Origin of the sequence: Streptococcus sp. HMSC067H01 (assembly GCF_001814775.1) — a bacterium.
Taxonomy (GTDB): domain Bacteria; phylum Bacillota; class Bacilli; order Lactobacillales; family Streptococcaceae; genus Streptococcus.
The window spans coordinates 18,576-43,223 of record NZ_KV817799.1 but is presented as its reverse complement, the minus strand read 5'-3'; the positions used below and the strand labels follow the sequence as shown (position 1 = coordinate 43,223).

At 39.1% G+C, this 24,648-nt stretch carries 21 protein-coding genes; 3 read left to right on the top strand and 18 right to left on the bottom strand.

From position 1 onward, the window contains the following. Positions 1 to 770 precede the first annotated feature (770 nt). The 3 genes from HMPREF2987_RS06085 to HMPREF2987_RS06075 form a co-directional block, all read right to left on the bottom strand. On the bottom strand, positions 771 to 1,859 hold the full coding sequence (locus HMPREF2987_RS06085; RefSeq protein WP_004250750.1) for an AI-2E family transporter: 1,089 nt from the start codon (positions 1,857 to 1,859) through the stop codon (positions 771 to 773). A 9-nt stretch (positions 1,860 to 1,868) separates the two neighbouring features. Then, a complete protein-coding gene (locus tag HMPREF2987_RS06080; RefSeq protein ID WP_075229763.1) occupies positions 1,869 to 3,158 on the bottom strand; it encodes a hypothetical protein in 1,290 nt (429 codons plus the stop codon). A 645-nt stretch (positions 3,159 to 3,803) separates the two neighbouring features. Then, complete coding sequence (locus tag HMPREF2987_RS06075; protein WP_004250746.1) at positions 3,804 to 4,463, bottom strand: hypothetical protein; 660 nt, start codon at positions 4,461 to 4,463, stop codon at positions 3,804 to 3,806. A gap of 238 nt (positions 4,464 to 4,701) precedes the next feature. Between HMPREF2987_RS06075 and HMPREF2987_RS06070 the strand changes: the two genes are divergently transcribed. Then, positions 4,702 to 5,235 (top strand): hypothetical protein, encoded by a 534-nt coding sequence (locus tag HMPREF2987_RS06070; protein WP_006153113.1) that lies wholly within the window; start codon positions 4,702 to 4,704, stop codon positions 5,233 to 5,235. 183 nt (positions 5,236 to 5,418) lie between these two features. On the opposite strand, the gene HMPREF2987_RS06065 is transcribed toward HMPREF2987_RS06070, so the two are convergent. The 15 genes from HMPREF2987_RS06065 to rpsL all read right to left on the bottom strand — a co-directional run bounded on the left by HMPREF2987_RS06065 (position 5,419) and on the right by rpsL (position 23,301). Further along, a complete protein-coding gene (locus tag HMPREF2987_RS06065; protein ID WP_004250743.1) occupies positions 5,419 to 5,967 on the bottom strand; it encodes a DUF6287 domain-containing protein in 549 nt (182 codons plus the stop codon). A gap of 219 nt (positions 5,968 to 6,186) precedes the next feature. Beyond that, positions 6,187 to 7,215 (bottom strand): tRNA preQ1(34) S-adenosylmethionine ribosyltransferase-isomerase QueA, encoded by a 1,029-nt coding sequence (gene queA / locus HMPREF2987_RS06060; RefSeq protein ID WP_075229762.1) that lies wholly within the window; start codon positions 7,213 to 7,215, stop codon positions 6,187 to 6,189. Between the two features lie 39 nt (positions 7,216 to 7,254). Next, on the bottom strand, positions 7,255 to 8,163 hold the full coding sequence (locus tag HMPREF2987_RS06055; RefSeq protein ID WP_075229761.1) for a LysR family transcriptional regulator: 909 nt from the start codon (positions 8,161 to 8,163) through the stop codon (positions 7,255 to 7,257). Positions 8,164 to 8,490: 327 nt separating this feature from the next. Further along, positions 8,491 to 8,721, bottom strand: a complete 231-nt coding sequence (locus tag HMPREF2987_RS06050) for a GlsB/YeaQ/YmgE family stress response membrane protein (RefSeq protein WP_049504434.1) — start codon at positions 8,719 to 8,721, stop codon at positions 8,491 to 8,493. 9 nt (positions 8,722 to 8,730) lie between these two features. Next, complete coding sequence (locus HMPREF2987_RS06045) at positions 8,731 to 9,972, bottom strand: aminopeptidase (protein ID WP_075229760.1); 1,242 nt, start codon at positions 9,970 to 9,972, stop codon at positions 8,731 to 8,733. Positions 9,973 to 9,992: 20 nt separating this feature from the next. Continuing rightward, positions 9,993 to 10,145: a hypothetical protein gene (locus HMPREF2987_RS10755; RefSeq protein WP_049504469.1), complete on the bottom strand. Its 153-nt coding sequence runs from the start codon at positions 10,143 to 10,145 to the stop codon at positions 9,993 to 9,995. A gap of 74 nt (positions 10,146 to 10,219) precedes the next feature. Continuing rightward, on the bottom strand, positions 10,220 to 12,091 hold the full coding sequence (locus tag HMPREF2987_RS06040) for a GmrSD restriction endonuclease domain-containing protein (protein ID WP_075229759.1): 1,872 nt from the start codon (positions 12,089 to 12,091) through the stop codon (positions 10,220 to 10,222). Then, on the bottom strand, positions 12,085 to 13,395 hold the full coding sequence (locus HMPREF2987_RS06035) for a DUF262 domain-containing protein (protein WP_075229758.1): 1,311 nt from the start codon (positions 13,393 to 13,395) through the stop codon (positions 12,085 to 12,087). The genes HMPREF2987_RS06040 and HMPREF2987_RS06035 overlap by 7 nt, the downstream gene beginning before the upstream one ends. A 64-nt stretch (positions 13,396 to 13,459) precedes the next feature. Continuing rightward, entirely contained in the window at positions 13,460 to 13,582 is a 123-nt protein-coding gene (locus HMPREF2987_RS11275) for a hypothetical protein (protein WP_257375148.1), read from the bottom strand. Positions 13,583 to 13,976: 394 nt separating this feature from the next. Next, entirely contained in the window at positions 13,977 to 14,927 is a 951-nt protein-coding gene (locus HMPREF2987_RS06030; RefSeq protein WP_075229757.1) for a helix-turn-helix transcriptional regulator, read from the bottom strand. 12 nt (positions 14,928 to 14,939) lie between these two features. Further along, positions 14,940 to 15,455 carry a DnaA ATPase domain-containing protein gene (locus tag HMPREF2987_RS06025; RefSeq protein WP_075229756.1) on the bottom strand — a complete coding sequence of 172 codons (516 nt, stop codon included), beginning with the start codon at positions 15,453 to 15,455 and terminating at the stop codon, positions 14,940 to 14,942. Positions 15,456 to 15,530: 75 nt separating this feature from the next. After that, positions 15,531 to 19,922, bottom strand: coding sequence for a PolC-type DNA polymerase III (locus HMPREF2987_RS06020; RefSeq protein ID WP_075229755.1), 4,392 nt, complete (start codon positions 19,920 to 19,922; stop codon positions 15,531 to 15,533). Positions 19,923 to 20,035: 113 nt separating this feature from the next. Then, a complete protein-coding gene (gene fusA, locus HMPREF2987_RS06015; protein WP_000090332.1) occupies positions 20,036 to 22,117 on the bottom strand; it encodes an elongation factor G in 2,082 nt (693 codons plus the stop codon). Positions 22,118 to 22,394: 277 nt separating this feature from the next. Continuing rightward, positions 22,395 to 22,865, bottom strand: coding sequence for a 30S ribosomal protein S7 (gene rpsG / locus HMPREF2987_RS06010; protein ID WP_000087876.1), 471 nt, complete (start codon positions 22,863 to 22,865; stop codon positions 22,395 to 22,397). Positions 22,866 to 22,884: 19 nt separating this feature from the next. Further along, positions 22,885 to 23,301, bottom strand: a complete 417-nt coding sequence (gene rpsL, locus HMPREF2987_RS06005; RefSeq protein WP_001142333.1) for a 30S ribosomal protein S12 — start codon at positions 23,299 to 23,301, stop codon at positions 22,885 to 22,887. 343 nt (positions 23,302 to 23,644) lie between these two features. Between rpsL and HMPREF2987_RS06000 the strand changes: the two genes are divergently transcribed. Both HMPREF2987_RS06000 and HMPREF2987_RS05995 read left to right on the top strand, forming a co-directional pair. Beyond that, positions 23,645 to 24,085, top strand: a complete 441-nt coding sequence (locus HMPREF2987_RS06000; RefSeq protein ID WP_075229754.1) for a LytTR family DNA-binding domain-containing protein — start codon at positions 23,645 to 23,647, stop codon at positions 24,083 to 24,085. Next, a complete protein-coding gene (locus HMPREF2987_RS05995) occupies positions 24,082 to 24,540 on the top strand; it encodes a DUF3021 domain-containing protein (protein ID WP_075229753.1) in 459 nt (152 codons plus the stop codon). The genes HMPREF2987_RS06000 and HMPREF2987_RS05995 overlap by 4 nt, the downstream gene beginning before the upstream one ends. The last annotated feature ends 108 nt before the right edge of the window (positions 24,541 to 24,648 follow it).

Sequence of the window (24,648 nt, the reverse complement as noted above, 5' to 3'; positions counted from 1 at the left end):
CAATTCATTAAATTTTTTTAGCATAAGTTCCTTTCCTCCTGACTATGTTGATAGAAAACTACACAACATTTAGACATTAACCGAAGCCATTCTACCAGAAAAATTCGATACTGTCAATAATTATTTGATTAACACTCCGTAACTCTACTTGAGTATTTACACATAATTATTGACAGTATCCCGATTTGAACTCGCACTGACATTTATTTATAACAACACTATATATCTAGTATGGCATAATCATTAGGTATTATAGGTTTTCAAACCAAATGTGAGTCATTCGTTTTTGCCCCACTTTTGCCCCATTTTTAAATCCTGACATTGAAAACACCTAAAAGTATTTCCCTAAAATCAGCTATATTTCAACATTTTTGTTTATTTTCAATATGAAAAGTTCTTACAAATTCATGCAGGGGGCATCTAAACAACAGGAAAAAGCCTTGATTTCAAGGCTTTTTTGATGTCAAATAACTTTTTGTAGCAAATCATTATAAAGGTTTTCCAACCTTATCAAACTTATCATTTATTCTCAATCAATTGCTAGCAATATTTGATAAGACCAACTGTTTTTTACAGTACAGAGCTAGTCTATAATTAACTAAACTATACTAATTTGTGCCCATATTACATGGCCAATCCGCATAGAGATTAAAATGGGCTATTATGAATTCATAAATTTTCGCAACAGAACAAGAGCAAGTCATTTAGAAATAAAAGAGAAGAGAATCTTTCACTCTCTTCTTAGTATATCTTATTAAATTCAGTCTTTCTCAATCTACCTGATTTTCCTTTGCAACGACAAATTCTTTAACCAATCGATAGATAACAGCAAATATGGGTGTAAAGAATATCATTCCAAGTAAGCCAAAGAGATTGCCTCCAATACTAGCAGCCGCAAGCGTGAAAAGGGCTGGCAAACCAATAGACTGACCTACAACTCTAGGATAAATAAGGTTTCCTTCAATCAGCTGTATAACTTGATATAGAAGAAGAGAAAGTAAGGCTTGAGTAGGACTCACTGTGAAGATAAAAATCGCTCCCACAACACAAGCAATCATAGGCCCTACATAAGGAATGAACGATAGCACTCCTGCAAAGATACCTGTCATTACTCCATAGGGTATCCCAAACACGCTGTAACCAACCGCTATCATAACTCCTATGATAACTGCTTCAATCAGCTGACTCATCAAAAATTGGTCATAAGTCTCTAGTGCTACTTGTCCAATGTAAGTCAACTTTATCACCACCTTCTCTGGAAGAAAAACTTTTAGAAGTCGACTCGTCATCGCTGCCAAATGTTCCTTACTGGATAAAAATAAAAAGGTGAAGACTATAATCAAAAAGGCATTCATCAAACTTGAAAAAATATTGCCGATATTACTAGTCAGACCTGATAAAAAACCTATCAAAGCTTGGCTAATAGAGCTAGACTGTCCCTGAATTCCTGATACGATAGTTGACAACATGTCTTTGGTTACAAATTCCGAGCTGCCTAGCAATTTCCCAAGTTGAGTAAGGACTGTTGAAAGGACTGTTCCCAGCTGACTAATAGTCTGGGCTAGGGTTGGCAGCACCAAAACCAAAAGAGCAATCACGATTAAGATAAGAGCTAGGAAAACAAGTACCATGGCAATCGGACGACGCAACTCTGCCTTTACCTTCAATTTAACTAAGTACTGTTCAATTTTTTTCATGGGAACATTGAGCACAAAAGCAATAACAGCACCATAAATCAAGGTTGATATTACATCAAAGAGAGAGATTGCTCCTGATATAAAGCTCGATGCATTCAGAATTACAAGAGCAACCAGCCCTATAAAAAGTATTAACGGGGTGTATTTTTTTACTAAGTTCATAAATTCTCCTTAATAAACATGTTTAGATACGACTATACTATTTGGTTTTTCAAACTCTCGATTAAGGTAGGCTTGGTAAGTTCCTGGAGCGATAAATCCTTTGGGTGAGAGGATATCGGTGCCAGCCTGACCGACTATGGTATCAGCCAAGAGCACACAGTTTGTAGATAAGACAAAGTAGGATTTAAACTTAGATTTGATAAATTTATAAAGTTCCCCATCCGTCTCATGTCTGATTTTATAAGCGTAGGTGTAGTCTTCCTTACCATCTTCCGTTTTAATTTTATCTGCGCTTGGCTCCCAAGGAATCGTTAGTTGTTTTAATTCAGCTAATTTTTCCTGAACCGCTTCTTCCATTTCCGGTGTCAAATCTATTCCGTAACCAAATAGCGTTTTTTGACTCTCCCGTTTACATAAGTCAATGTACTTATCACGGTCGCAAAAATATAAAACACCATCTCCAACCATACCAAATAAGGTCTCAGATGACGGATCATAGTTTCCATAAGAAATCACACGTCCTTGATAACAAAGGTCCACATGACCAATAGCTGAAAATAGAGAAGTCTCCGCTGTATGAACGAAAATTTCAAGATCTGCTGTCTTACCAAACTTCACCATTCCAAGATAGATTTCCTCTTCCTCATCAGCATTTTCCTGCATGAATTTATTGATTTTTGCTAAAGTACTTGCAGGGATGAGAGCGGCTAGGGCAATAGGTAAGCTCATTCTGACACGACGTTTGAGATGGTTTTTCCCAATTTCCTTTTCAAATAAGAAACCGTCACGGATATTGGACACACCATAAAGGCAAAAATAAGCCCCTAAAACAAAGAGTTGAAAGACAGAATTTCCCGTAGAGGACAAAAGACTAGTCCCACCAAGAAAAACTAGTACGAGACCATCTAGTAAGAAACGAAAACGAGGTCGAATTTTGTTTTTGCGGTAGAGAACATAGGTGACAAGGTTGATACTAGCATGAAAAATCTGAGAAATTCCAATCACAAGAGCCAAAATATAAATTGGCACATCAGTAGCAAGATTCGAGCCTAGCAAATATCCCATCACTAACAATTTAACCAGTGCAACTCCCAAGGTGTCCGTTGACTGACTTTTTTTGAAAATACGTAATACTAAATCTAAGACCGTTGCTATCCAAGCTAAAAACAGAACCAGTCGAATAACCGTCACTGGCAACCAAGTTCCCGTGACCATCAAGATAAGACCTAGCAGAACAAACAAGAAACCCTGAACAAGTAATTTCTTACCTGTCAGACCTAAAGAAAGAATTTTTTCCATAAAAGACCTTTCAAAAATAATAATTAAGCCCTTTGATCAAATTGACTGGTAAATAGCTGACGGCACAAACAGCCTGTGCCAGCAAGACATGGCGACTGACTGTAGCAATGTCACCATCTTGTCTTTTGCACTTCTGAAATTTGTTTTATTGAGTCGAAATCAGAGCTTATAAAAACTAGCTAAACTCGAGAGATAGACACAATTGCGACGAAAAAATGTCTAACCAATACTACTTGTAAAGGTAAGAAAATATTATTTCTATTCTATTAATGATTTATATACTATCTATTATGACACAATACTCACTATAGTTCAACTTTTTACCTATTTAAAACCATAAAGCCTACATAACTCTTTGAAGAGAACAAAAATCTGAATGTAATAAGATAGTACCCATTACCCATATTATAATTAGATTATGAATTGAAGCTTTTTGGAACTAAAATTAGGAATAATTGAGAAAGTAGGGAGGGAAATTTTGCTTTTACCCCATTTTGAAATAATTTCATTTTAGATTTTTCTAAGTTTCTTTCAAAGAGCCTGCAGGGGGCATCTAAACAACAGGAAAAAGCCTTGATTTACAAGGCTTTTTTGTTTTTCTAAAAGATTTTCTCTAGATATTTAGCAGAATCCCAAGATAGTTTCTCAATGTTCCACTTCTTCCTTAAATCGTACTTTTCCTTGGCTGTATAATCTCATAATCTTCACAAAGCGAACTGGATTGTTTTGGTTATACAAAAGAAATACTGAAAAGAATAACAAGCCAGCAAACCACAAACCATAGCCTTCATCACCAATCGGTTGGCCAAATTTTAGAGGAAGAATCAAGAAATACAAAAAGTAATAGATAGACACTATATTTACTACAAAGCGGGCAAATCGATAAGGTAAAGCAGACAGTTGTCTAGGATCAAACTGGTTTTTTACAAACAAATTATGAGATGCTGCAAAGAAAAAGACTTTCTCTGTCGTTGGCTGGGCCTTTCGAACATTTTTATAAAGTGCTCGTTCAAGTATAGCAACCAACAAGGAAAACTGCATCAACCAAAATAGAAGAATACAGGCTAGACTGAACCAGTTATAGACACCAATAAACTTGAGGGAAAAGAAGCCCGAAATTGCAGGTCCACCTACTAGTAAGAGAATTACCAATTCAGGAATAAAAGAATTCGTTTCACCAGCTTTTTCAGTATTGAGCAACTTACTCTTTGGAGCAGCTAAAGCCTCTCCTGTCTTTTGGTCATAATAAACAGCCTGACCATTGCATTCGCCGATAAAGACACGACGGCGTCCGAGAAAAAACATATTGACCTCTTTCTATTTATGAAAACAAGTCTTCAAATTTTGGAATTTTATTATCCTAGTATACCATAAACCAACTTGCTAGGTCATAAGATAGCTAAGAGCCACATCTTGCTAAAAGGTTGACAGAACTTCGCTCCATAGGATATGATGGGAATACCTAAAATTTTAACTCTGCATGATCTTTACGACTTCTACTGAAAAAGCGTTGGAGAGTTCAATTCTATATCTGGAGGTTTCTATGAAAATCTATTATTCAAAATTTGTCGGTGTCGGCTATCTAGTTTTTGCGGTAGGTATATTCTTTCAATTTTTCTTTTTTCTCGCGCATGGATTGATCGACTTTTCTCAGCTCAGTCTTCTCACTGTGGTACCAACCATCCTCTTTTTCACTGCTATCTATGCAACGATTGCAGGCATCAAAAGACTTTCTAGTCGCAGACTCTCCTTTGAGTTCACCTTGGAAGGTATTTATGTCTATCCTGGGCTCTTCTTTTCCAAGGAAATTTTCATCCCAAAAGAAGAATTGTTGCGAGCATCTTATGTTGAAGTGGATGTCAGTGACCCTGACCATACCAACAGCAAAGCTTACTATTTAGATTTTGATCTGAGAGAGGTCACCCAGCTAGAAGATATTTCTAAGTCAAATGTTATCATCAATACAAGTGCCCTGATATTGCGACTCGCTCTTAGCCTCTGTCGATTTAGAGAGGAAGAAAAAGCCGAGTTGGCAACCTATCTAAAAGAAAACTACGGCATTGATTTCTTATACTAGCAAGTAAAAAAAGCCCTACATCAGGGCTTTTGTGTTGTTAGCGATTTAGTACTTGCGCTTCAAAGTGGGCAGGTTTATCGTCCAACTTAAACGTCGTGTAAATTTGAATGCTTAAAATTTTATGCTTCGAAAACTATTAAAAAAGTAAGAGCGTTTCTACACCCTTACTTCTTACTGGTATTCTTAATTACGGTAAAAATGACTATCTTTGTCGCTTGGTGATTGGCCGATTGCCAAGACGTCTTGGCTACCATCCGTACCAGTTAATTCATTTGCTACGCCTGCTGGGGTAAAGATAAGGCGTGCTCCTTCTCCACCACCAACAAGATGAATTCCTGTCAAATAGTAACCGTCCTTCTCCTCTACTTTGTCCATCTCATATTTAAAGGTGCCTTTTGAGCTTTGAATGGTCACGATTCCATCCGCTGTGACTGTAGCAGTTGTTCCAGCATAATTCTCCCAAGTTCCAAGGAATTTAGAATAATCTTTTTGATTTTCCGCCTTTGTCTCAGTTTGACTACCTGTAGCGCTTGAAGAACTTGTCTCAGACTTCTGCTCCTCTTTTTGACTAGCTTCTGTTTTACTTGATGACTCCTTAGTTACTTTAGAAGAAGCCTCTTTGCTTGAAGATGCTGTAGTTTTTTCAGTATTTCCTCCACAAGCAGCTAATGTTAAGACCGCCAGCAAAGCAAGAGCTGAAAGACTAGTGTAACGCAATGTTTTGTTTTTCATAAAAATCTCCTTTTGAAATGGTGACCCAGTTTAGTCTGAATCTAAAATGGCTAGTCCGAAATTACATATATTTTTGACGGCTAACCTGTAGTTTTCAGTGTATCATTTATTTCCATATAATTCAATAGCTATTTTGGTAACTTTGTGTAAGATCAAGCAAAAAACTGATCCAAGAATGAATCAGTCTCTCTTTATATCTTCTTTGATTTTTCAATAGCTTTAATAGATAAACATGGCATCGCCAAAGCTAAAGAAACGATATTTTTGGTCAATAGCATGCTGGTAGGCTTCGAGGACCAATTCACGTCCTGCAAAGGCTGAAACGAGCATGACCAGTGTTGACTTAGGCAAGTGGAAATTAGTAGAAAAAGCATCCACAACCTTCCAGTCATAACCTGGCTTGATAAAGATATTGGTCCAGCCAGAGTCTGCTTGAATTTGACCGTCAAACTTGCTTCCGATAGTTTCTAGCGTACGGATTGAGGTTGTCCCCACGGCAATCACGCGACCTCCATTTTCCTTGACCTGACGCAAGGTCGCTGCAGCTTCCTCAGACAATTGGTAAAACTCTGAGTGCATCTCGTGCTCATCTAGATTGTCGACTGAAACAGGTCTAAAGGTACCAAGACCAACATGCAAGGTCAAGTAGACAAGGTGAACGCCTTTTTGCTGGATTTCTTTCAGTAATTCCTTGGTAAAATGCAGGCCTGCAGTTGGGGCAGCAGCTGAGCCACTTTCTTTAGCGTAAACTGTCTGGTAACGTTCACGGTCATCCAATTTTTCATGAATATAAGGAGGCAAAGGCATTTCTCCAAGACTTTCAAGTACTTCTAGAAAAATTCCTTCATACTCAAAACGGACAATACGGCCACCATGGGTTAATTCCTCGGTCACAACTGCGCTAAGTCGACCATCACCAAAGATAACACGGGTGCCGACCTTGAGACGTTTAGCTGGTTTAGCCAAGACTTCCCACTCATCTCCTGCTGTATTTTTCAAAAGCAAGAGTTCAACATGGCCTCCTGTTTCTTCTTTTTGACCATGAAGTCGAGCTGGCAAAACGCGGGTATCATTCATAACCAGGGCATCACCTGGCTCTAGCATTTCGATAATGGAGTGAAAGTGGCGATCTTGAAATTCTCTAGTCTGGCGATTGACCATCAAGAGTTTAGAGGCATCGCGCTTTTCCAGAGGCGTCTGTGCAATCAGTTCCTCTGGCAAGTGAAAATCAAAATCATTGGTATTCATTGTAGTCATATTTCCTTTTCTTTTCTAATGTACTTACGATTAGCTATCAAAACGAACTTCTTCAAGCAAATACTCGATGAAGCGTTCACCCATCTTAGACAAACTAGTTTTTTCATGCTGGATATAAACCAGCTCAATCGGATCATCAATATCAAGTGGAATCGAAACAATATTGTCTCCATTGAGGTTACTATTAAGGATACCAGTCGCGATGGTATAGCCGTCCAAACCAATCAAGAGATTGAACAAGGTCGCACGGTCACTAACCACGATGGATTTCTTGTGGTGTTCTTGTGACAAAATCTCTTCTGAGAAATAGAAGGAATTATGGGTTCCTTGGTCATAGCTCAAGTAAGGGAAGTCTTCTAGGTCTGCCAACTGCACCTTGTCTTTTTTGGCAAGTGGATTAGACTTGCTGACAAAGATATGGGGCTGCGCTGTAAAGAGAGGATGGGCCACTAGATGATTGTCATCCAACATCTTCGAAAGAACATCTCGGTTATAGCTATTTAAAAAGAGGACTCCTACTTCACTGCGGAAGTTCTTGACGTCGTCGATAATCTCCCAGGTTCTGGTTTCACGCAAAAAAAGCTCATACTTTTCCATATCGCTTTTCTTGAGCAAGGAAACAAAGGCGTTAACCACAAAGGCATAGTGCTGCGAGGACACACTAAAAAGCTCGCGATGAGCGATGGGATTCTTATAGCGTTCTTCTAGGAGTTGGGTTTGCTCAACAACCTGACGGGCATAGGATAAAAACTCCATCCCATCACGTGTGAGGGTGATTCCCTTAGGATTGCGGATAAAAATCTCAATTCCCATCTCATTTTCTAGGTCACGAACTGCATTTGACAGACTAGGCTGAGTAATGAAAAGTTGCTTGGCAGCTTCATTCATCGAACCAGTCTCTACAATTTTGATAATATAGTGTAATTGTTGAATTCTCATGCTTTTATTGTACCATACTTGAGGCAATATAAAAAGAACCAGTCACTGAAAGCTCTGTGGCTAAGCTTAGATGAGTGCTTTCAAAGGACTTTATATAGCGACCTAAAAAGAGAGAGTGGGACAGAAATCGGTAATTCGTTAGAATTCGATTTCGTCGTCCCACCTCCGCACAGTTGAGTAGGGCTGTAAAAGCTGATGAAATCAGCGTAGAAGAGCCCACTCAACCACTGCGTCTTGCTCGGCAATCCAAAGACAATTGAGAGGCTAGGACTTTTGTCCCAGCCTCTCTCTTATTCTTTAAAGTTAATCTGCCTTCCATAGCGAAACTTAGCTTCCTCTTTCCCAGAAAATGGCTAGCAAAATCATAGCCCCGAGAACTGATGGGATAATGGCTGTACCGCTTAGGCTTGGTCCCCAAGAACCAAAGATTAATTGTCCTAAAAAGGCACCAATCCAGCCCAGAAACATTTTTCCGAAGCAGCCCATTCGTTCGCCACGATTGGTGATAGCTCCTGCTAGTAGTCCGATTAAAAGCCCGACAAACATACTTCCAATCATAGTTTCTCCTTAAATTGCCCAATCTCCATTGCGGAAGAGTGGTACGCGTGTCCCATCCTCACGGATACCATCAATATCCATTTGGTTAGAACCAATCATAAAGTCAACGTGAACATCTGAACGATTAAGTCCTGCAGCTTCAAGTTCTTCTTCGCTCATCTCAGCTCCACCAACAACGCTCGTTGCATAGGCTGCACCAATAGCCAAGTGGTTTGAAGCATTTTCATCGAAAAGGGTGTTAAAGAAGGTAATCCCTGACTGAGAAATTGGACTTGGATCTGGTACCAAGGCACATTCACCCAAGGCACGCGCACCAGCATTCTTAAAGACGAGGTCCTTCATAACCTGGTCACCCTTTTCAGCTGTGATATCAACGATTTGACCATTTTCAAAGGTCACCTTGATACCTTCGATGATATTTCCATTGTAGCTGAGTGGTTTTGTAGAAGTGACATAACCATCTGCGCGACGGAAGTCAGGAGCTGTAAAGACTTCTTCTGTTGGCATATTTGGCAAGAAACCTTCTCCTTGAGCATTGATCGCTCCAGCAGATTCCCAAACGTGGTTCTTCGGCAAGCCAAGTGTCAAATCTGTTCCAGGCGCTGTGTAGTGAAGGGCTGAGAATTGCTCTTTATTCAGCATTTCCGCCTTGCTCTTGAGGATAGCAGCATGTTCTTCCCAAGCCTTAACTGGATCTTCTTCGTAGATACGGCAAGTTTTGAAGATTTGGTCCCAAAGGAGATCCACTGCTTCTTCGTCACTCGCAGCATTTGGAAAGACTTTCTTGGCCCACTCGAGTCCAGCTGCAGCAGCAACCGTCCAGCTAACCTTGTTAGATTGAGTTGCGATACGCATTGGCTTCATGGCAAGTCCCATAGCTTTGGCAGAAGCTGAAAGCTTATCAGCATCTACTCCGTTCAAGGCACCTGGGTCAGAAGAACGAACACCGAGACGACTTGCTTTGTTTTCAAGAAGGTAGTTCATCTCAGCAATCTTGTATTCTGGCACATTGTCCAAACGCTCCATCGGCGTGTGGAGGAATTTCTCACGGTTTACAAAGTCATCTGCCCATTGAACGATAACTTCGTGCGCTCCAAGTGCATAGGCTTCTTTGACGATTAAGTGAGCCAACTCGCGTTGCTCCACATCGATAGAGAGAGCCAAGGTATGACCAGGTTGCACGTTCACTCCGTTTGCAACCAAAAGCTTAGCGTATTTTTCTAGATTTTCTTTAAAATTTGGTAAAACCATCTTGTTTCTCTTTTCTTTTTTTATTTTTCTTTCAAAGCAGAAAATAATCCTGCCAAAGCAATAGCACCTGACAAGAGTGCTGTCGATAGAAGAATTGTCTGATCAGCAAGTTCAAATTGGTACTCAAACACCTTCTCAGCCGGTTTATCTTCCGCAAAAATTCTTAGTTTCATCAAATGTCCCCCGTTACTAGTATATCACATATATTAGCATTTTAAAAAACAAGCTCATTAAAGCTTGTTTTTATTTAACTATCACAAAAGTCGTGTACATATCTTTCCACTTCTTTTTCCATAAATTGAATCTCACAAATACCCCATTTATCATTCTTTACCGTTACATCTGCCATCATCTGTAATTTTAAACTCTGGCGATTGAAAATTCCTTCCCACTGTTTATATTTTGCACTTGGAACTAAATTTCCAAACTTCGAATTTTGACTATCTGTAATGATACAGAGATTCCCAAAGGAGTGCAAAAATTTATCATCAATTTTTTCAACTCTTTCATCACTATTTGGATGTTGTGGAAACCAATGCTCTATAGAACGACGATATGCAAATTTGAAATCTTCAAACTTAACATCGTATGCTTTCTTTAATTCTTCACGATTTTTCCATAAAACATAATCTACAAAGTTAAAAGCATAAATAGGAATTGCACCATATTTCTTAATTCTTCTATCCTCAGTAAACAATCTTTCTTCTGCATACGTCACTGCCATTTTTTCAAGAAATTCTTTAAAATGAGCACCAAATTCTTGATCATTTAGTTCTTCAATATGTCTGAAGAGAAATTGTAAAATCTCATATAACCAACGACTATCACGATTAGCAGTAAAGGTCACAGCAAACATAGATTGAAGAAGAATAATATTTTTGTTAATTTCCGAATCTGAAAATGTATTCTTAGTAAAGCGTTCTTCAACTATGTAATGCTCTTTCGCTTTTCCATTAGGTTGATATTCATAATAAGTCCCCTTCTGCAAAAACCATTCATCCTTATTTCTGCTTGAAAAATCCATATTTGAATTTCTAACGATGTAATTATCAAAAATATGTTTTATTTTAAGAAGAAATTCACTGAATTCAATAATCCAAGTCTTATTTTTATTTTTTATATCAAATAGAGCTAAAAGTTTCTTGTCGTCTAACTGAACCTCATTGGTATCCTTACCTTCCCAAATTGCCAATACATGGAGTAGGAAGGTTGGAAAATCGATAACTTGGGTATAATCACCAAAATCTTTTTCTACTTCTATATTTTTTTCATTTACTTTTTTTCCTAATATATCTGATAACTTTCTTCTTTCATTTTGATGAAAATCAATATCATCATAAACATTATGAAATGAGTAATTTGTAAAATGCCATCCAAAAATACGTTCGCGTTCCTGAAAATCATCTGCTCTCTTCCGTCGCATCTTAAATTGACTTGATACCGGCTTATCAAATTCTGCACAGGCATCCCAAATTCTTGCAAACTTTTGCGCCATTTCTTGATCTTCACCAAACTTAGCCATCATTTGAGCCTTAAGAATCTCATGAGCTTCTAGTTGTTCACCTCGAGAGTTAAAACGTTCAAAATAAAGATTCAAATCTAAATCTTTAGGAAGTATACTTCGAAAAATGATGACATTATCAAAAAGATAGTCAACGAAATACTGAATTTCAAGTTGACGCTCTCCTAGCACTTTTTTCAAAGTATCTTTAGCATGTCCGTAACCTCTAGTTAATTCATTTTCATCGTCCTCAGAGATTTTTTGCTTAGTAAATAGTTTTTGAATATTCTCATTTGATTTCTTCCGAGCTGGAAAGGTAAGATTGACAGATTTCAATCTATCAAAACCAAACTCATGCTTCAAAGCTAAGGCAATCAAATTAAGGGCCGTTGTTCGCTGCTGCCCATCTATAATTTTGAAAAGGTCATTCTCTTTATTAACGACTAATGTTCCAATATAGTAATTGTCTCGATTTTCTTGAAAAGCATCTGCCACATCGTTCAACAATTGTTCAATTTCATCATAAGTCCAAGCAAAATTTCTCTGATAAAGAGGAATAGCATAGGTATCTTCATTTAACAAACGATTCACTGATAAACTTATATGTGTTTCTACCATTTATCTTTTTCCTCTTCTATAATCTTTTCAACAGTATAATTTTCAAATAACTCTCTATCTATCTTGACCATGAAATCATTCGGAGTGACAGCATGAGATAAAAGTTGAAATAATTTTTGAACCTCTTTTTGTCTAAACCTTCCATCAGCAGCATAGTTTCCTACCGTTGCATCATATATGGCTTTAGACTTAACTCTAGGGTAATAAGACCAAATGAACAGGGTCTCTATTATCTCCTTTGATAGCGCATCTTTTCCAAATCTATCTGCGAAAAGTGAACAAATATTTAGAAACAGATTGTAGCACTTGAGATAGCGACCTTTTGAGCTATTGTAAATTTTCAACATACCTTCTGGATAAAGTAAATTTTTTTCTTCCCTTTCAGGCTCATCAGAAAATCCTAATCTTTCATTTAAAAAATCTTTATGATCTTTAATAGTTTCATGAGCAGATTCAATATACTCAAAAAATTTACTTCCATCAATTATTGGCATAGTAATTGACATAGGGAGGTTTTCAATATGACGATACAACTCTAGGTATGGAAAGTTCTGATTCAAATCAACGCCTTTAAAGTCGTCAATAAAATCCTCTGTAAAACGGAGATAAGAGCCATAACGCTTGTTTGTTAATCCTGTCTCTCCTCGCGACCAACGTCTCATACGAAAAAGATGTTTATCAAACAACTCTTTGAGACTTAACTCTTTATCCTCTACAAATTGCTCCCACTTTTCAACAATCTTTTCATCTTCTGAATCTTGCTTGCGAAGATGATAGGCTTTGAGCAAATCATGAGGTTCTAAAGATTTTCCACGATTATTCTGAGAATCAAATAACTGAAAGGCTTCAGATAATCGTTTCTGTGGCATAGTAATCACGGAGACAGAACAGTTTCCCAATAAAAAGTTACAAATGTCTTTCGCCTCATTTTCGCCAACCAATTGAGTTAAATTTTTCCACTCATTATAATTTTCACTCGCATGATAGCAAGATATCTCTCCAAATTCAGCACTCAACAGTTGATTAGCACCCTTATAATTCTCTAAATCATCTAATAAATGAAGAAACAAAGAAATTGAAATTAGCCGTTGCTGTCCATCGACAATATCTAAGTGTCCATCATTTTCATGCAGGATAACGGAACCAATCTGATATTCCTTTTTCCCCATAGCATCTCGTAAATCATAAAAAAGATTACGAATATGTTTTCTGTTCCATTTATAAGGTCTTTGATAAGAAGGAATCCGCAAGTCCCCTTCTTTCAATAGTTCTCCAACCTTTTTAGAAGTAAATTGAATACTCATTTTATCCGCCTTTATAGTATTTTAAAAAAACTACAAATTCATATGAATCTGTAGTTAAGAGTGGCTAATTCTTTTGAATAACACTTGTATTAGGAATATTTTTTGAATACTGTTCTGCTGCTTCCTTTGTCCAAAATCCTTGTGCAATCATGTTGCCAAACTGATCAATAACAATCCATTCAGTCATATCTCCATCACCTTTCTACTTCTTTATTAATTATATATTAATCATTAGAGGTAGTATAGCATATAAAAATTGTAAAATCAATATTGTCTATGTAGAACATAATATTATTTTTCTCAATTTAAGACCAACTACAATAAATTTTCTATATTTGAGAATACCAGTATATAATTACAGGAGTAAAATAGTACGATTTTTAGCAAATTTCGTTCTGTCCTACTCCTGAAAAGATAGTGTAACATTCTTCCGAACTTAGAAAATGAACAATTAAATCAATCAGTTACTGCATCTTGTAATTATGACTTTTGTTCATTTAAGATTGATAACGTTTGAATAAAAATCATTTATCCATAGTTCTCCAACTTTTTTAGAAGTATATTGAATACTCATTTTATCCTCATCTATATTTATCTATCATTTCTTGAACGGTCCGCTTCATATCCTCTACTAAAATCCGAGGAGACAAAACAGTAACTGCTTCCCCTTGTCCCAGCAACCAGCGTTTAAGACCCGGTGTATGCTGACTTTCAAACTTAAAATGAGTCCAATCTCCATTTTTCCCGACTATTTTTGCATTTGGAAATTGATCCATCACAATCGTCGGATCGTACAAATACTCGATTTCAATACTGATTTTCTTCCCGATAAAAGCGTCTACTCTCTCGTTACGAATGTCTCCATCTCTAAATTTATCTCGATAAGAAATAGAGGGTTTCTCTATATCACTATGAGACCAGGACTGGATACGGTCTACTCTTAAAGTAATATAAGTCTCATATTTCAACTGGTATACAACCAGATAGAAATAATGACTATCATAATAAAGAGATACAGGCAAAACCGTCTGCTTCTTAGAAGATTCAGAATAAGGTTTTTGATAGATAATGTCTAAGACCTGTTCATGTAGAATAGCCTCCGATAAATTCCAAATTTTCTCTATTCTATCTTGTTGTTCCGTTAAGGGAGTATAGTTAAGTTTTTCACTGCCAATGATCTGCTCAATTTCTTTCTGGTCATCACGAGGAACTAAGGCAAGTAAATTTTTTAGTAAGCTATCAATTTCTGGTTTATTCAGTGCTCGATTTTCTAATAAAATCTTTGAAATAACTAGAATATCTTTTTTAGAAAAAATTGACTTACTTGATAAACAGTACTGATTCGTCTTACGACTATAAATCAAATCTCCACTATAATTGTGGCAACTAGATAAGATATAACGCAGAAGTGAAAAATCTCTCTGTATCGTCTTTTCGCTAACCTCAAATTCCTGAGCCAATTGCTTTTTTCCTAACGGAGTCCCAAACTGTAAGCGTAAAAAGATCGTTAGTAGTCTCTCTTGATCATTCATCTGCAGTCCTTTTTATCCTTCAAATGATGCTAGATACACTGTCATCCCCCACTTAAAACGCGCAATCAAACGAAAATGTACATTTTCCAATTGATCTGGTTCACAGTCACTAGAGAAAACCATTTGTTTATTCTTAAAATGTTGAGAATTAAAAAGATTAAAAAATTTTTCTTGAATAAGAATATCCTTTTCTCCCAATACCTGAATATCATCTACAATTAGGAGATCAAACTCCTCACTTCTAACTTTTTGTATTTCTAGCTCATTTTCCAATAAGTTTACGGCAGAAATATATTTTACTCGTTTTTCTGGATTATTTTCAAGAACCTTATTACCAATAGCTTGCAGGAGATGTGTTTTTCCTGAACCTGATTCCCCATAAATATAAAGGGGATTATATTGGGGATTATATTTTAATCCTAGGTTCTCTACTACTGCTAAGGCTCCTTTCTTTGCTAAATCATTACCATCTTTTTCTACAAAATTTTCAAATTGATATTTGTTATTTAAGCCTGTATTGTTCATCATTTAAACCTCTTTATTTTTTATAGTATAAGTATAACAAAACAGATGGACAATATTTGTCCGTCTGTTAATTTTTATTTAAAACAAATCATCAAACAGACTCAACTGGTTATCCTCTGGCATATTGCCGAGAATCCCCATTTCATCCATCTTTTCAACTAAAGTTGAGGAAAGTCCACCACGCTTGCGGAGCTCTGTTTTAGAGAGGAATTCTCCCTCTTGACGAGCACGAACTAATTGCTTGGCAACGTTCTCTCCTAGACCATCCATGGCGACAAATGGTGGGATGAGGGTGTCTCCGTCAATGATAAATTCGGTCGCATCACTGCGGTAGAGGTCCAACTTGCCAAATTTGAAGCCACGTTCCCACATTTCATTGACGATTTCAAGTGTTGTGTAAAGGTCAATTTCTACGTTGGAAGCTTCATTGTTCTTGCGCTTCTCAGCAATTTCTTGCATCTTGCGTTTGATAGCATCCAAGCCTGCACCCATGGTCTTGATATCAAAGGCCTTGGCACGAATGGAGAAGTAAGCACAGTAGTAATAAATCGGATGGTGAACCTTGAAGTAAGCTACACGCAAAGCCATCATAACGTAGGCAGCCGCATGGGCTTTAGGGAACATGTACTTGATTTTTCCACAGGATTCGATATACCACTCAGGCACATTGTTGGCCTTCATAGCTTCGATATAACCATTGCGCTCTTCTTCAGAGATTTTGAGCCACAATCCCTTGCGTACACGCTCCATGATAGTAAAGGCCATCTTTGGATCTAGACCAGCGTGCATGAGGTAAACCATGATATCATCCCGACATCCGATAACGGTTGACAGGTCCGCAATCCCAGCCTTAATCAAGTCTTGGGCATTTCCCAACCAAACGTCGGTACCGTGAGACAGACCAGAAAGCTGTAGCAACTCGGCAAAGGTCGTCGGATGGGTTTCATCCACCATTCCGCGAACAAAGTTGGTCCCAAACTCTGGAATTCCAAGCATACCAGTTGAAGTCCCGATTTGATCAGGCGTCACTCCCAGGATATCTGTGCCCGAGAAGAGAGCCATGACACCTGGGTCGTCCATCGGAATATCATTTGGATCAATGCCTGATAAGTCTTGCAGTTTCCGAATCATGGTCGGATCATCATGACCAAGGACATCGAGCTTGAGGACGTTCTCATCGATATCGTGGAAGTTAAAGTGAGTGGTTTGCCATTCAGCAGTCACATCATCTGCAGGATACTGTACTGGAGTAAAGTCATAGACATCCATATAGTTTGGAATAACAACGATTCCTCCCGGGTGCTGACCAGTCGTCCGTTTGACACCGGCAGCTCCTTGGGCTAGGCGCTCCACCTCGGCTTCTCGGTAGAACTTACCATAGTCGCGTTCGTAACCTTTGACAAATCCATAGGCTGTTTTAGCAGCCACCGTACCAACCGTTCCTGCACGGAAGGCATATTCTTCCCCAAAGATATCACGAACATCCAAGTGGGCGCTCGGTTGATCTTCCCCCGAGAAGTTCAAATCGATATCGGGAACCTTATCCCCGTCAAAACCAAGGAAGGTCTCGAAAGGAATATCCTGTCCATTCTTGCTGAGTTTGTGGCCACAGTTTGGACAGTCTTTATTTGGCATATCAAAACCTGAACCGTAGGAACCATCCGTGATAAATTCACTATACTGACACTGACCACAGACATAGTGAGGAGAGAGAGGATTGACCTCGGTAATCCCAATCATGGTCGCAACGAAACTGGATCCAACAGACCCACGGGAACCAACCAAGTAACCTCGTTCATTGGAACGGTGCACTAGCATCTGTGAAGCCAGATAAATCACGGCAAATCCATTCCCCAAGATAGAGGTCAATTCCTTTTCAATCCGCAAATCAACGATATCTGGGAGTGGGTTTCCATAGATTTCGAAGGCTTTTTTATAGGTTAATTCAGCAACTGTTTCTTCGGCTTGGTCAATGAAAGGTGTATACAAATCACCTTTAACAACCTCCACAGGTTCAAAGATTTCTGCCAAGGCATTGGTATTTTCAATGACAATCTTACGAGCCAAATCTTCTCCTAGAAAGGCAAATTCATCCAACATTTCATTAGTCGTTCTAAAATGTGCCTTTGGTAGCGGAGCTGGTTGGGCAGCTTCTCCATGGCCGATCGTTCGGTTAATCATGGCTCCCTGACCTAGACTGCGAACGATGATTTCTCGATAAATTTCATCCTCAGGTTCGATATAGTGGACATTCCCTGTCGCAAGAACCGGCTTACCGAGACGGTCTCCAACCTCTATCAAACTCTTGATAATGGTCTGAAGCTCCTCCATGTCCTTAACCTGCTCTTTGGCAATCAGAGGTGCATAGATAGCTGGAGGCATCACCTCGATAAAATCATAGTATTTAGCTACTTCGACTGCCGCATCTACACCTTGTGATACGACTGCATCAAAGACTTCCCCTTCCGTACAGGCTGAACCTAAGATCAAACCTTCTCGATGGGCATCCAGCACCGTACGTGGAATCCGTGGAACTCCTTCAAAGTACCGGGTATTTGAGAGAGACACCAGCTTAAAGATATTTTTCAAGCCCACCTGATTTTTCACATAGATGGTCGCATGCTTGACACGAGCTTTCTTATAAGAATCTGGACTGATTAAATCAAGGTTTAATCGTGCCAAGTTAGTAACACCGTGTTTTTCTGCTACTTCTTTGATAAAGATAAAGAGCAGACGGCCAGTTGCTTCCGCATCATAGTTGGCCATATGGTGGTGTTCTAGAGCTACACCAAAACGTTTGGTCAAGGGTCCCAAACCATGGCGTTTGTACTCAGGATAGAGATTTCTAGCGAACTCTAGCGTATCGATGACAGGTTGAGTAATTTTTGGAAGACCGTGACGCTCATAGTTGGCATTCATAAAACCAACGTCAAAGCTTGCATTATGGGCTACAAGAACGGTATCCTTACAAAATTCTTGGAATTCTTTCAGAACTTGAACCAAGGGTTTAGCATTTTTTACATGGTCATCCGTAATCCCAGTCAACTCGGTTGTAAAGGCTGATAAGGGATGCCCTGGATTGATAAATTCATCAAATTCAGCAATGATATTGCCCTTATACATCTTGGAAGCCGCAACCTGAATCAAGTCATTATAGATAGCTGATAGACCTGTCGTTTCTACGTCAAAGACTACATAGGTAGCTTCAGAAAGGTTCATCTCAACTTCGTTATAAACGATAGGAACACGATCCTCAACGATATTGGCTTCCATTCCATAAATGAGCTGAATACCAGCTTTCTTGGCAGCTTTATAACCGTGAGGGAAGGACTGAACATTTCCATGGTCTGTGATGGCTACAGCTTTGTGCCCCCATTTGGCTGCTGTTCCAACGATTTCCTCGACCTCAGGCAGAGCATCCATGGTCGACATATTGGTATGGGCATGAAACTCAACGCGACGCTCACCTTCTGGCATCAAGTCTTTCCGTTCATAGTGAACAACTTCCTGGACATCTTGCACGTTCATAGTCAAATCGCGTGTGAAGTTATTCATCTCCACATTCCCACGCACTCGGAGCCAAGAATTTTTCTTAATTAGATCAAATTTCTGAGCCTCTTCCTCATTTTTAACCCACTTTTGCATCGAAAAACTTGAAGTGTAGTCCGTCATTTTAAAGTTGATCAAAACACGCCCTGTTCTGGTCACTTTTTGCTCCACATCAAAAACAACCCCTTCAAAGACCAGACGATTTTCCTCAGTCGTCACTTCAATCATAGGAGTAATCTCCGCCTTGTCCAACTTCGGTTTAGCTGCAGCTTTTTTAGCTTGAAAATCAAAGGCTGGTTTGTCTTCCGCTGGAGGAGGTGCCATCTGTTCTAGTTGTTCCATAGCACGGAGCGCTTCCTCATTGGCTGCTTGAATAATCATTTGATTTTCCGTCTGAAAGGCTTCTTGTTCTTCCCTTGTGAGCTCTTCATTTTTTTCTAAGATGCAAGAAAGTTTAGGAAAACCAAATTGTTCCAACTGTTTGCTAAGATTCGGAAGATGATTTTTCCTAAAATGCTCTGTATCTGCAGCTTCAGAGGCTTCGATAATCAACTGGTCATTTTCAAAGCGAACCTGAAAATTCTGATAAATAGAACGAAAACCTTGACTAGCACAAGGACCTTCCGAAAAAGCCTCTTGATAGTAGGCTTGTAAAAGTTCTCTAGAAAATTCCTGATTTCTCGTTTTTATCTCAAAACTAGCCTGATTTCCAGTTTTTGAGAATTCATCCTTCAAACCTCTTTTCAACTCTAGAAAAAGTTCAAAAGGCAAGATATTTTCAAAAACAAAACGAAACTCCCAAACTTTGCTTCGTTTATGAACAATAACTTGTTCTATTTCAGCCTGAGAGAAGGCCTCATGATTTCTCATTTCAGCGGGTATTCCCAACTGATTCATTAAAATTTCAAAAGTGGTTGACATCCATTTTCCTCACAATATACTCCTTCTATTTTACCATATTTGAGGCACTTTTACCTATTTCTACCAAACAGAAAAAGAAGCCACAAAGTGACTTCTTTTAAAGTGACGGTGAATTATTCTTCACCTTTGTTTTTCTTAATGATTTCTTCTTGTACTGACTTAGGTACATCTTCGTAGTGGTCGAATACCATCATGAATGTACCACGTCCTTGAGATGCAGAACGAAGAACTGTTGCGTAACCGAACATTTCAGCAAGTGGAACGTAAGCACGAACGATTTGGCTGTTACCGTGTGCTTCCATACCATCTACACGTCCACGACGAGCAGTTACGTGACCCATAACATCACCAAGGTTTTCTTCTGGAACAGTGATTGTTACAAGCATCATTGGTTCAAGGATAGCTGGTTGTGCAGTCTTAGCAGCTTCTTTAAGTGCAAGAGATGCAGCGATCTTGAAGGCAGTTTCAGATGAGTCGACATCGTGGTATGAACCATCGTAAAGCTTAGCTTTAACGTCAACCATTGGGTAACCAGCAAGAACACCGTTAGCCATAGATTCTACCAAACCTTTTTCAACCGCTGGGATAAATTCACGAGGAACCACACCACCGACGATTGCGTTTTCGAATTCGAATCCTTTTCCTTCTTCGTTTGGAGTAAATTCAATCCATACATCACCGAACTGACCTTTACCACCAGACTGACGTTTGAAGAATCCACGTGCTTGAGTAGAAGCGCGGAATGTTTCACGGTAAGATACTTGAGGAGCACCTACGTTCGCTTCAACTTTGAACTCACGACGCATACGGTCAACAAGGACGTCAAGGTGAAGCTCACCCATACCAGAGATAACTGTTTCACCAGTTTCAACGTTAGTTTCAACGCGGAATGTTGGATCTTCTTCAGCCAATTTTTGAAGGGCGATACCCATCTTATCTTGGTCTGCTTTAGATTTAGGCTCAACCATCAATTGGATAACTGGTTCTGGAACGTTGATTGACTCAAGGATGATTTTAGCTTTTTCATCTGTCAATGAGTCACCAGTTGTAGTGTCTTTCAAACCAACGGCAGCAGCGATATCACCTGAGTAAACAGTGTCGATTTCTTGACGGCTGTTAGCGTGCATTTGAAGGATACGTCCGATACGTTCACGTTTACCTTTAGAAGTGTTCAATACGTAAGAACCTGATTGAAGAACACCTGAGTAAACACGGAAGAATGTCAAACGACCTACGAATGGGTCAGTCATGATCTTGAAGGCAAGAGCTGCAAATGGCTCTTCATCAGATGCAGGACGAGTTTCTTCTTCATCTGTATCTGGGTTAATACCTTTGATCGCTGGGATGTCAAGTGGGCTTGGAAGGTAGTCGATAACCGCATCAAGCATCAATTGAACACCCTTGTTCTTGAAGGCAGAACCACACAATACTGGGAAGAATTCAACGTTGATAGTCGCTTTACGGATACCAGCTTTCAATTCTTCGTTAGTGATTTCTTCACCTTCGAGGTATTTCATCATCAATTCTTCATCAGTTTCAGCAACTGCTTCGATCAATTTTTCACGGTACTCTTGAGCTTGGTCAAGGTATTCAGCTGGAATGTCTTCTTCAAGGATATCTGTACCAAGGTCATTAGTATAGATTTCAGCTTTCATCTTGATCAAGTCGATGATCCCACGGAAGTCATCTTCAGCACCGATTGGCAATTGAATTGGGTGTGCATTTGCTTGAAGACGATCGTGAAGTGTGCTTACTGAGTAAAGGAAGTCAGCACCGATTTTGTCCATTTTGTTGGCAAATACGATACGAGGAACTCCGTACTCAGTTGCTTGACGCCAAACTGTTTCAGTTTGAGGCTCAACACCTGATTGTGAGTCAAGAACTGTAACCGCACCGTCCAATACACGAAGAGAACGTTGTACTTCGATTGTGAAGTCCACGTGTCCTGGTGTGTCGATGATGTTTACGCGGTGGTTGTTCCATTGAGCTGTTGTCGCAGCAGATGTGATAGTGATACCACGTTCTTGCTCTTGCTCCATCCAGTCCATTTGTGACGCACCTTCGTGAGTTTCACCGATTTTGTGGATTTTACCAGTGTAGTAAAGGATACGCTCAGTTGTAGTTGTTTTACCAGCATCGACGTGAGCCATGATACCGATATTACGAGTTTTTTCAAGTGAAAATTCGCGTGCCATGAGGTTTGTTTCTCCTATATTTTTTTATTTCTATTCTATTATAACACGATTTAATAAAAACGGATAGGCAGGACCTACCCGTTCTCAATGTTTTCATGTTATTGTTGGCTTCAACTTGCGAGATGGTAAGTTGAGTTGTACTCGAGCTAAAGTTAATTAGCCGATTTGAGCCGGAACGGGATGCTGTGTGAAAAAGATAAACTTCCTTGTATTCGTCGAATACTGCGTCAGTTTCCTATTTTCACTTTGCATCCTTGCCGTTCCTAGCATCATGATTTTACCAACGGAAGTGTGCGAAGGCACGGTTAGCTTCAGCCATACGGTGAGTGTCTTCACGTTTCTTAACTGCTGCACCAGTGTTGTTAGCGGCATCCAAGATTTCTTTTGCAAGACGGTCTTGCATTGTGTGTTCACCACGAAGGCGAGCGATTGTTACCAACCAACGAAGTCCAAGTGTTGTACGACGTTCTGGACGAACTTCAACTGGGACTTGGTAGTTAGAACCACCAACACGACGTGCACGTACTTCAAGTACAGGCATGATGTTTTCCATAGCTGTTTCAAATACTTCAAGTGCATCGTTACCAGTAACTTCTTTGATTTGTTCAAAAGCACCGTAAACGATTGAAGCAGCTGTACCACGTTTACCGTCAAGCATAACGCGGTTGATAAGACGAGTAACTAATTGTGAATTGTAAAGCGGATCTGGCAATACGTCACGTTTTGGAGCTCTATTTTTACGACTCATTTCTCTTTATCCCCTTTCCTTATGCTTTTTTCGGACGTTTAGTACCGTATTTAGAACGGCCTTGTTTACGATCGTTAACACCTGCAGTATCAAGTGCACCACGGACGATATGGTAACGTACCCCTGGAAGGTCTTTTACACGTCCACCGCGAAGAAGCACCACACTGTGCTCTTGCAAGTTGTGTCCGATACCTGGGATGTAGGCAGTAACTTCGATAAGGTTGCTCAAACGTACACGAGCAAATTTACGAAGGGCAGAGTTAGGTTTTTTAGGTGTCATTGTTCCAACACGAGTTGCAACACCACGTTTTTGTGGTGAAGAAACATTTGTTTGAACTTTTTTATGACTGTTGTAACCAACGTTCAAAGCTGGTGATTTAGATTTTTCTACTTTTGATTTACGCGGTTTGCGAACCAATTGGTTAATTGTAGGCATCTACATTCTCCTGTGTTTTTTTATTTTTGGTGATGATACACTTGGTGACAGCTATCATCTGTGTGTACTTTTGCAACATTTGTCAGCACGTCCCTGTACACTCTTGAGAGACCAAAAGTAAAAAGTACCGTCTATTATTGTACCACGTTTTTTCTATTTTTGTCAATATATTTCTTCTTATTTTTTGACTTCTTGGATCATAAATCTATCTGAAAACGCTCACCCACCAGATAGGTTCTCCAATCGACCACATAGACAAAGCTTCTTGTAATTGTCTAAAAAATGGTGTTTAATAGATTTGTAAGCAAGAGATCTCTATTACAACTTTTACAAAGGAGAAAATATGAAAGTTAGACTTGACATTGATCAACAATACGCCGAAGAACAAATCATCATAGAAGCACCATCTTTGTCCCCTAGAGTTCAAAAAGTTCAAGACTTTGTTCAATCACTGGATCAAAATGAAACTCTTAAAGGAAAATTCCAAGACCAGGTCTACTTGATTCAGATTAGTAAGATTCAACGTATATATATTGAAAATCGCAAAGTCTTAGCCGAGACTGATCAGCAGACATATACTCTTGATATCCGTCTCTACCAAGCAGTTGACATTTTGCCTGCTTCATTTATCCAAATTTCCCAATCGGAAATTGTCAACATCGATGCTATTAGTCATCTAAAACTAACCTCTAACGGCTTGATTGAAATCTATCTAAAAAATGACAGTTTCACCTACTCATCTCGCCGTTACCTCAAAGCTATTAAGGAGAAATTAGAACTATGAAAAAACAAATTTTCCACGATGCCACAACTGGTATCCTCATCGGCCTCATCCTATCTATTATCTTTTCTTTTATCTATTCACCAAGCAACTATGCACCACTTAGCCCCAACTCTTTGATTGGCCAATTCATGATCCAACAACAGGTACATGGCGCTCTAGTTTTGCTCTACTGTTCTATCATCTGGGCAGCTATCGGAGGCCTCTTTAGTTTTGGTAGCCGTCTCTTTGCCAAAGACTGGAGCCTTCTTCGTGCTACTGTCACTCACTTCTTCCTCATGCTATTAGGTTTTGTTCCTCTAGCAATTCTGGCAGGTTGGTTTCCACTTCGCTGGGCTTTCATCCTTCAACTCATCCCAGAGTTTGCCATCGTCTATCTCATCATCTGGGTGATTCTCTATAAAAGAGAATCAAAGAAGGTTGCCCACATCAACCAATTATTGGCTCAGAAGAAATAATACAACAGAAACCCACTCACAGGACTGAGTGGGTTTTGATTTATAATTTTTGTTTCCATTCTAACAAGAGATTCATGGCCTGCATCGGTGTCATATTGTACACATCTA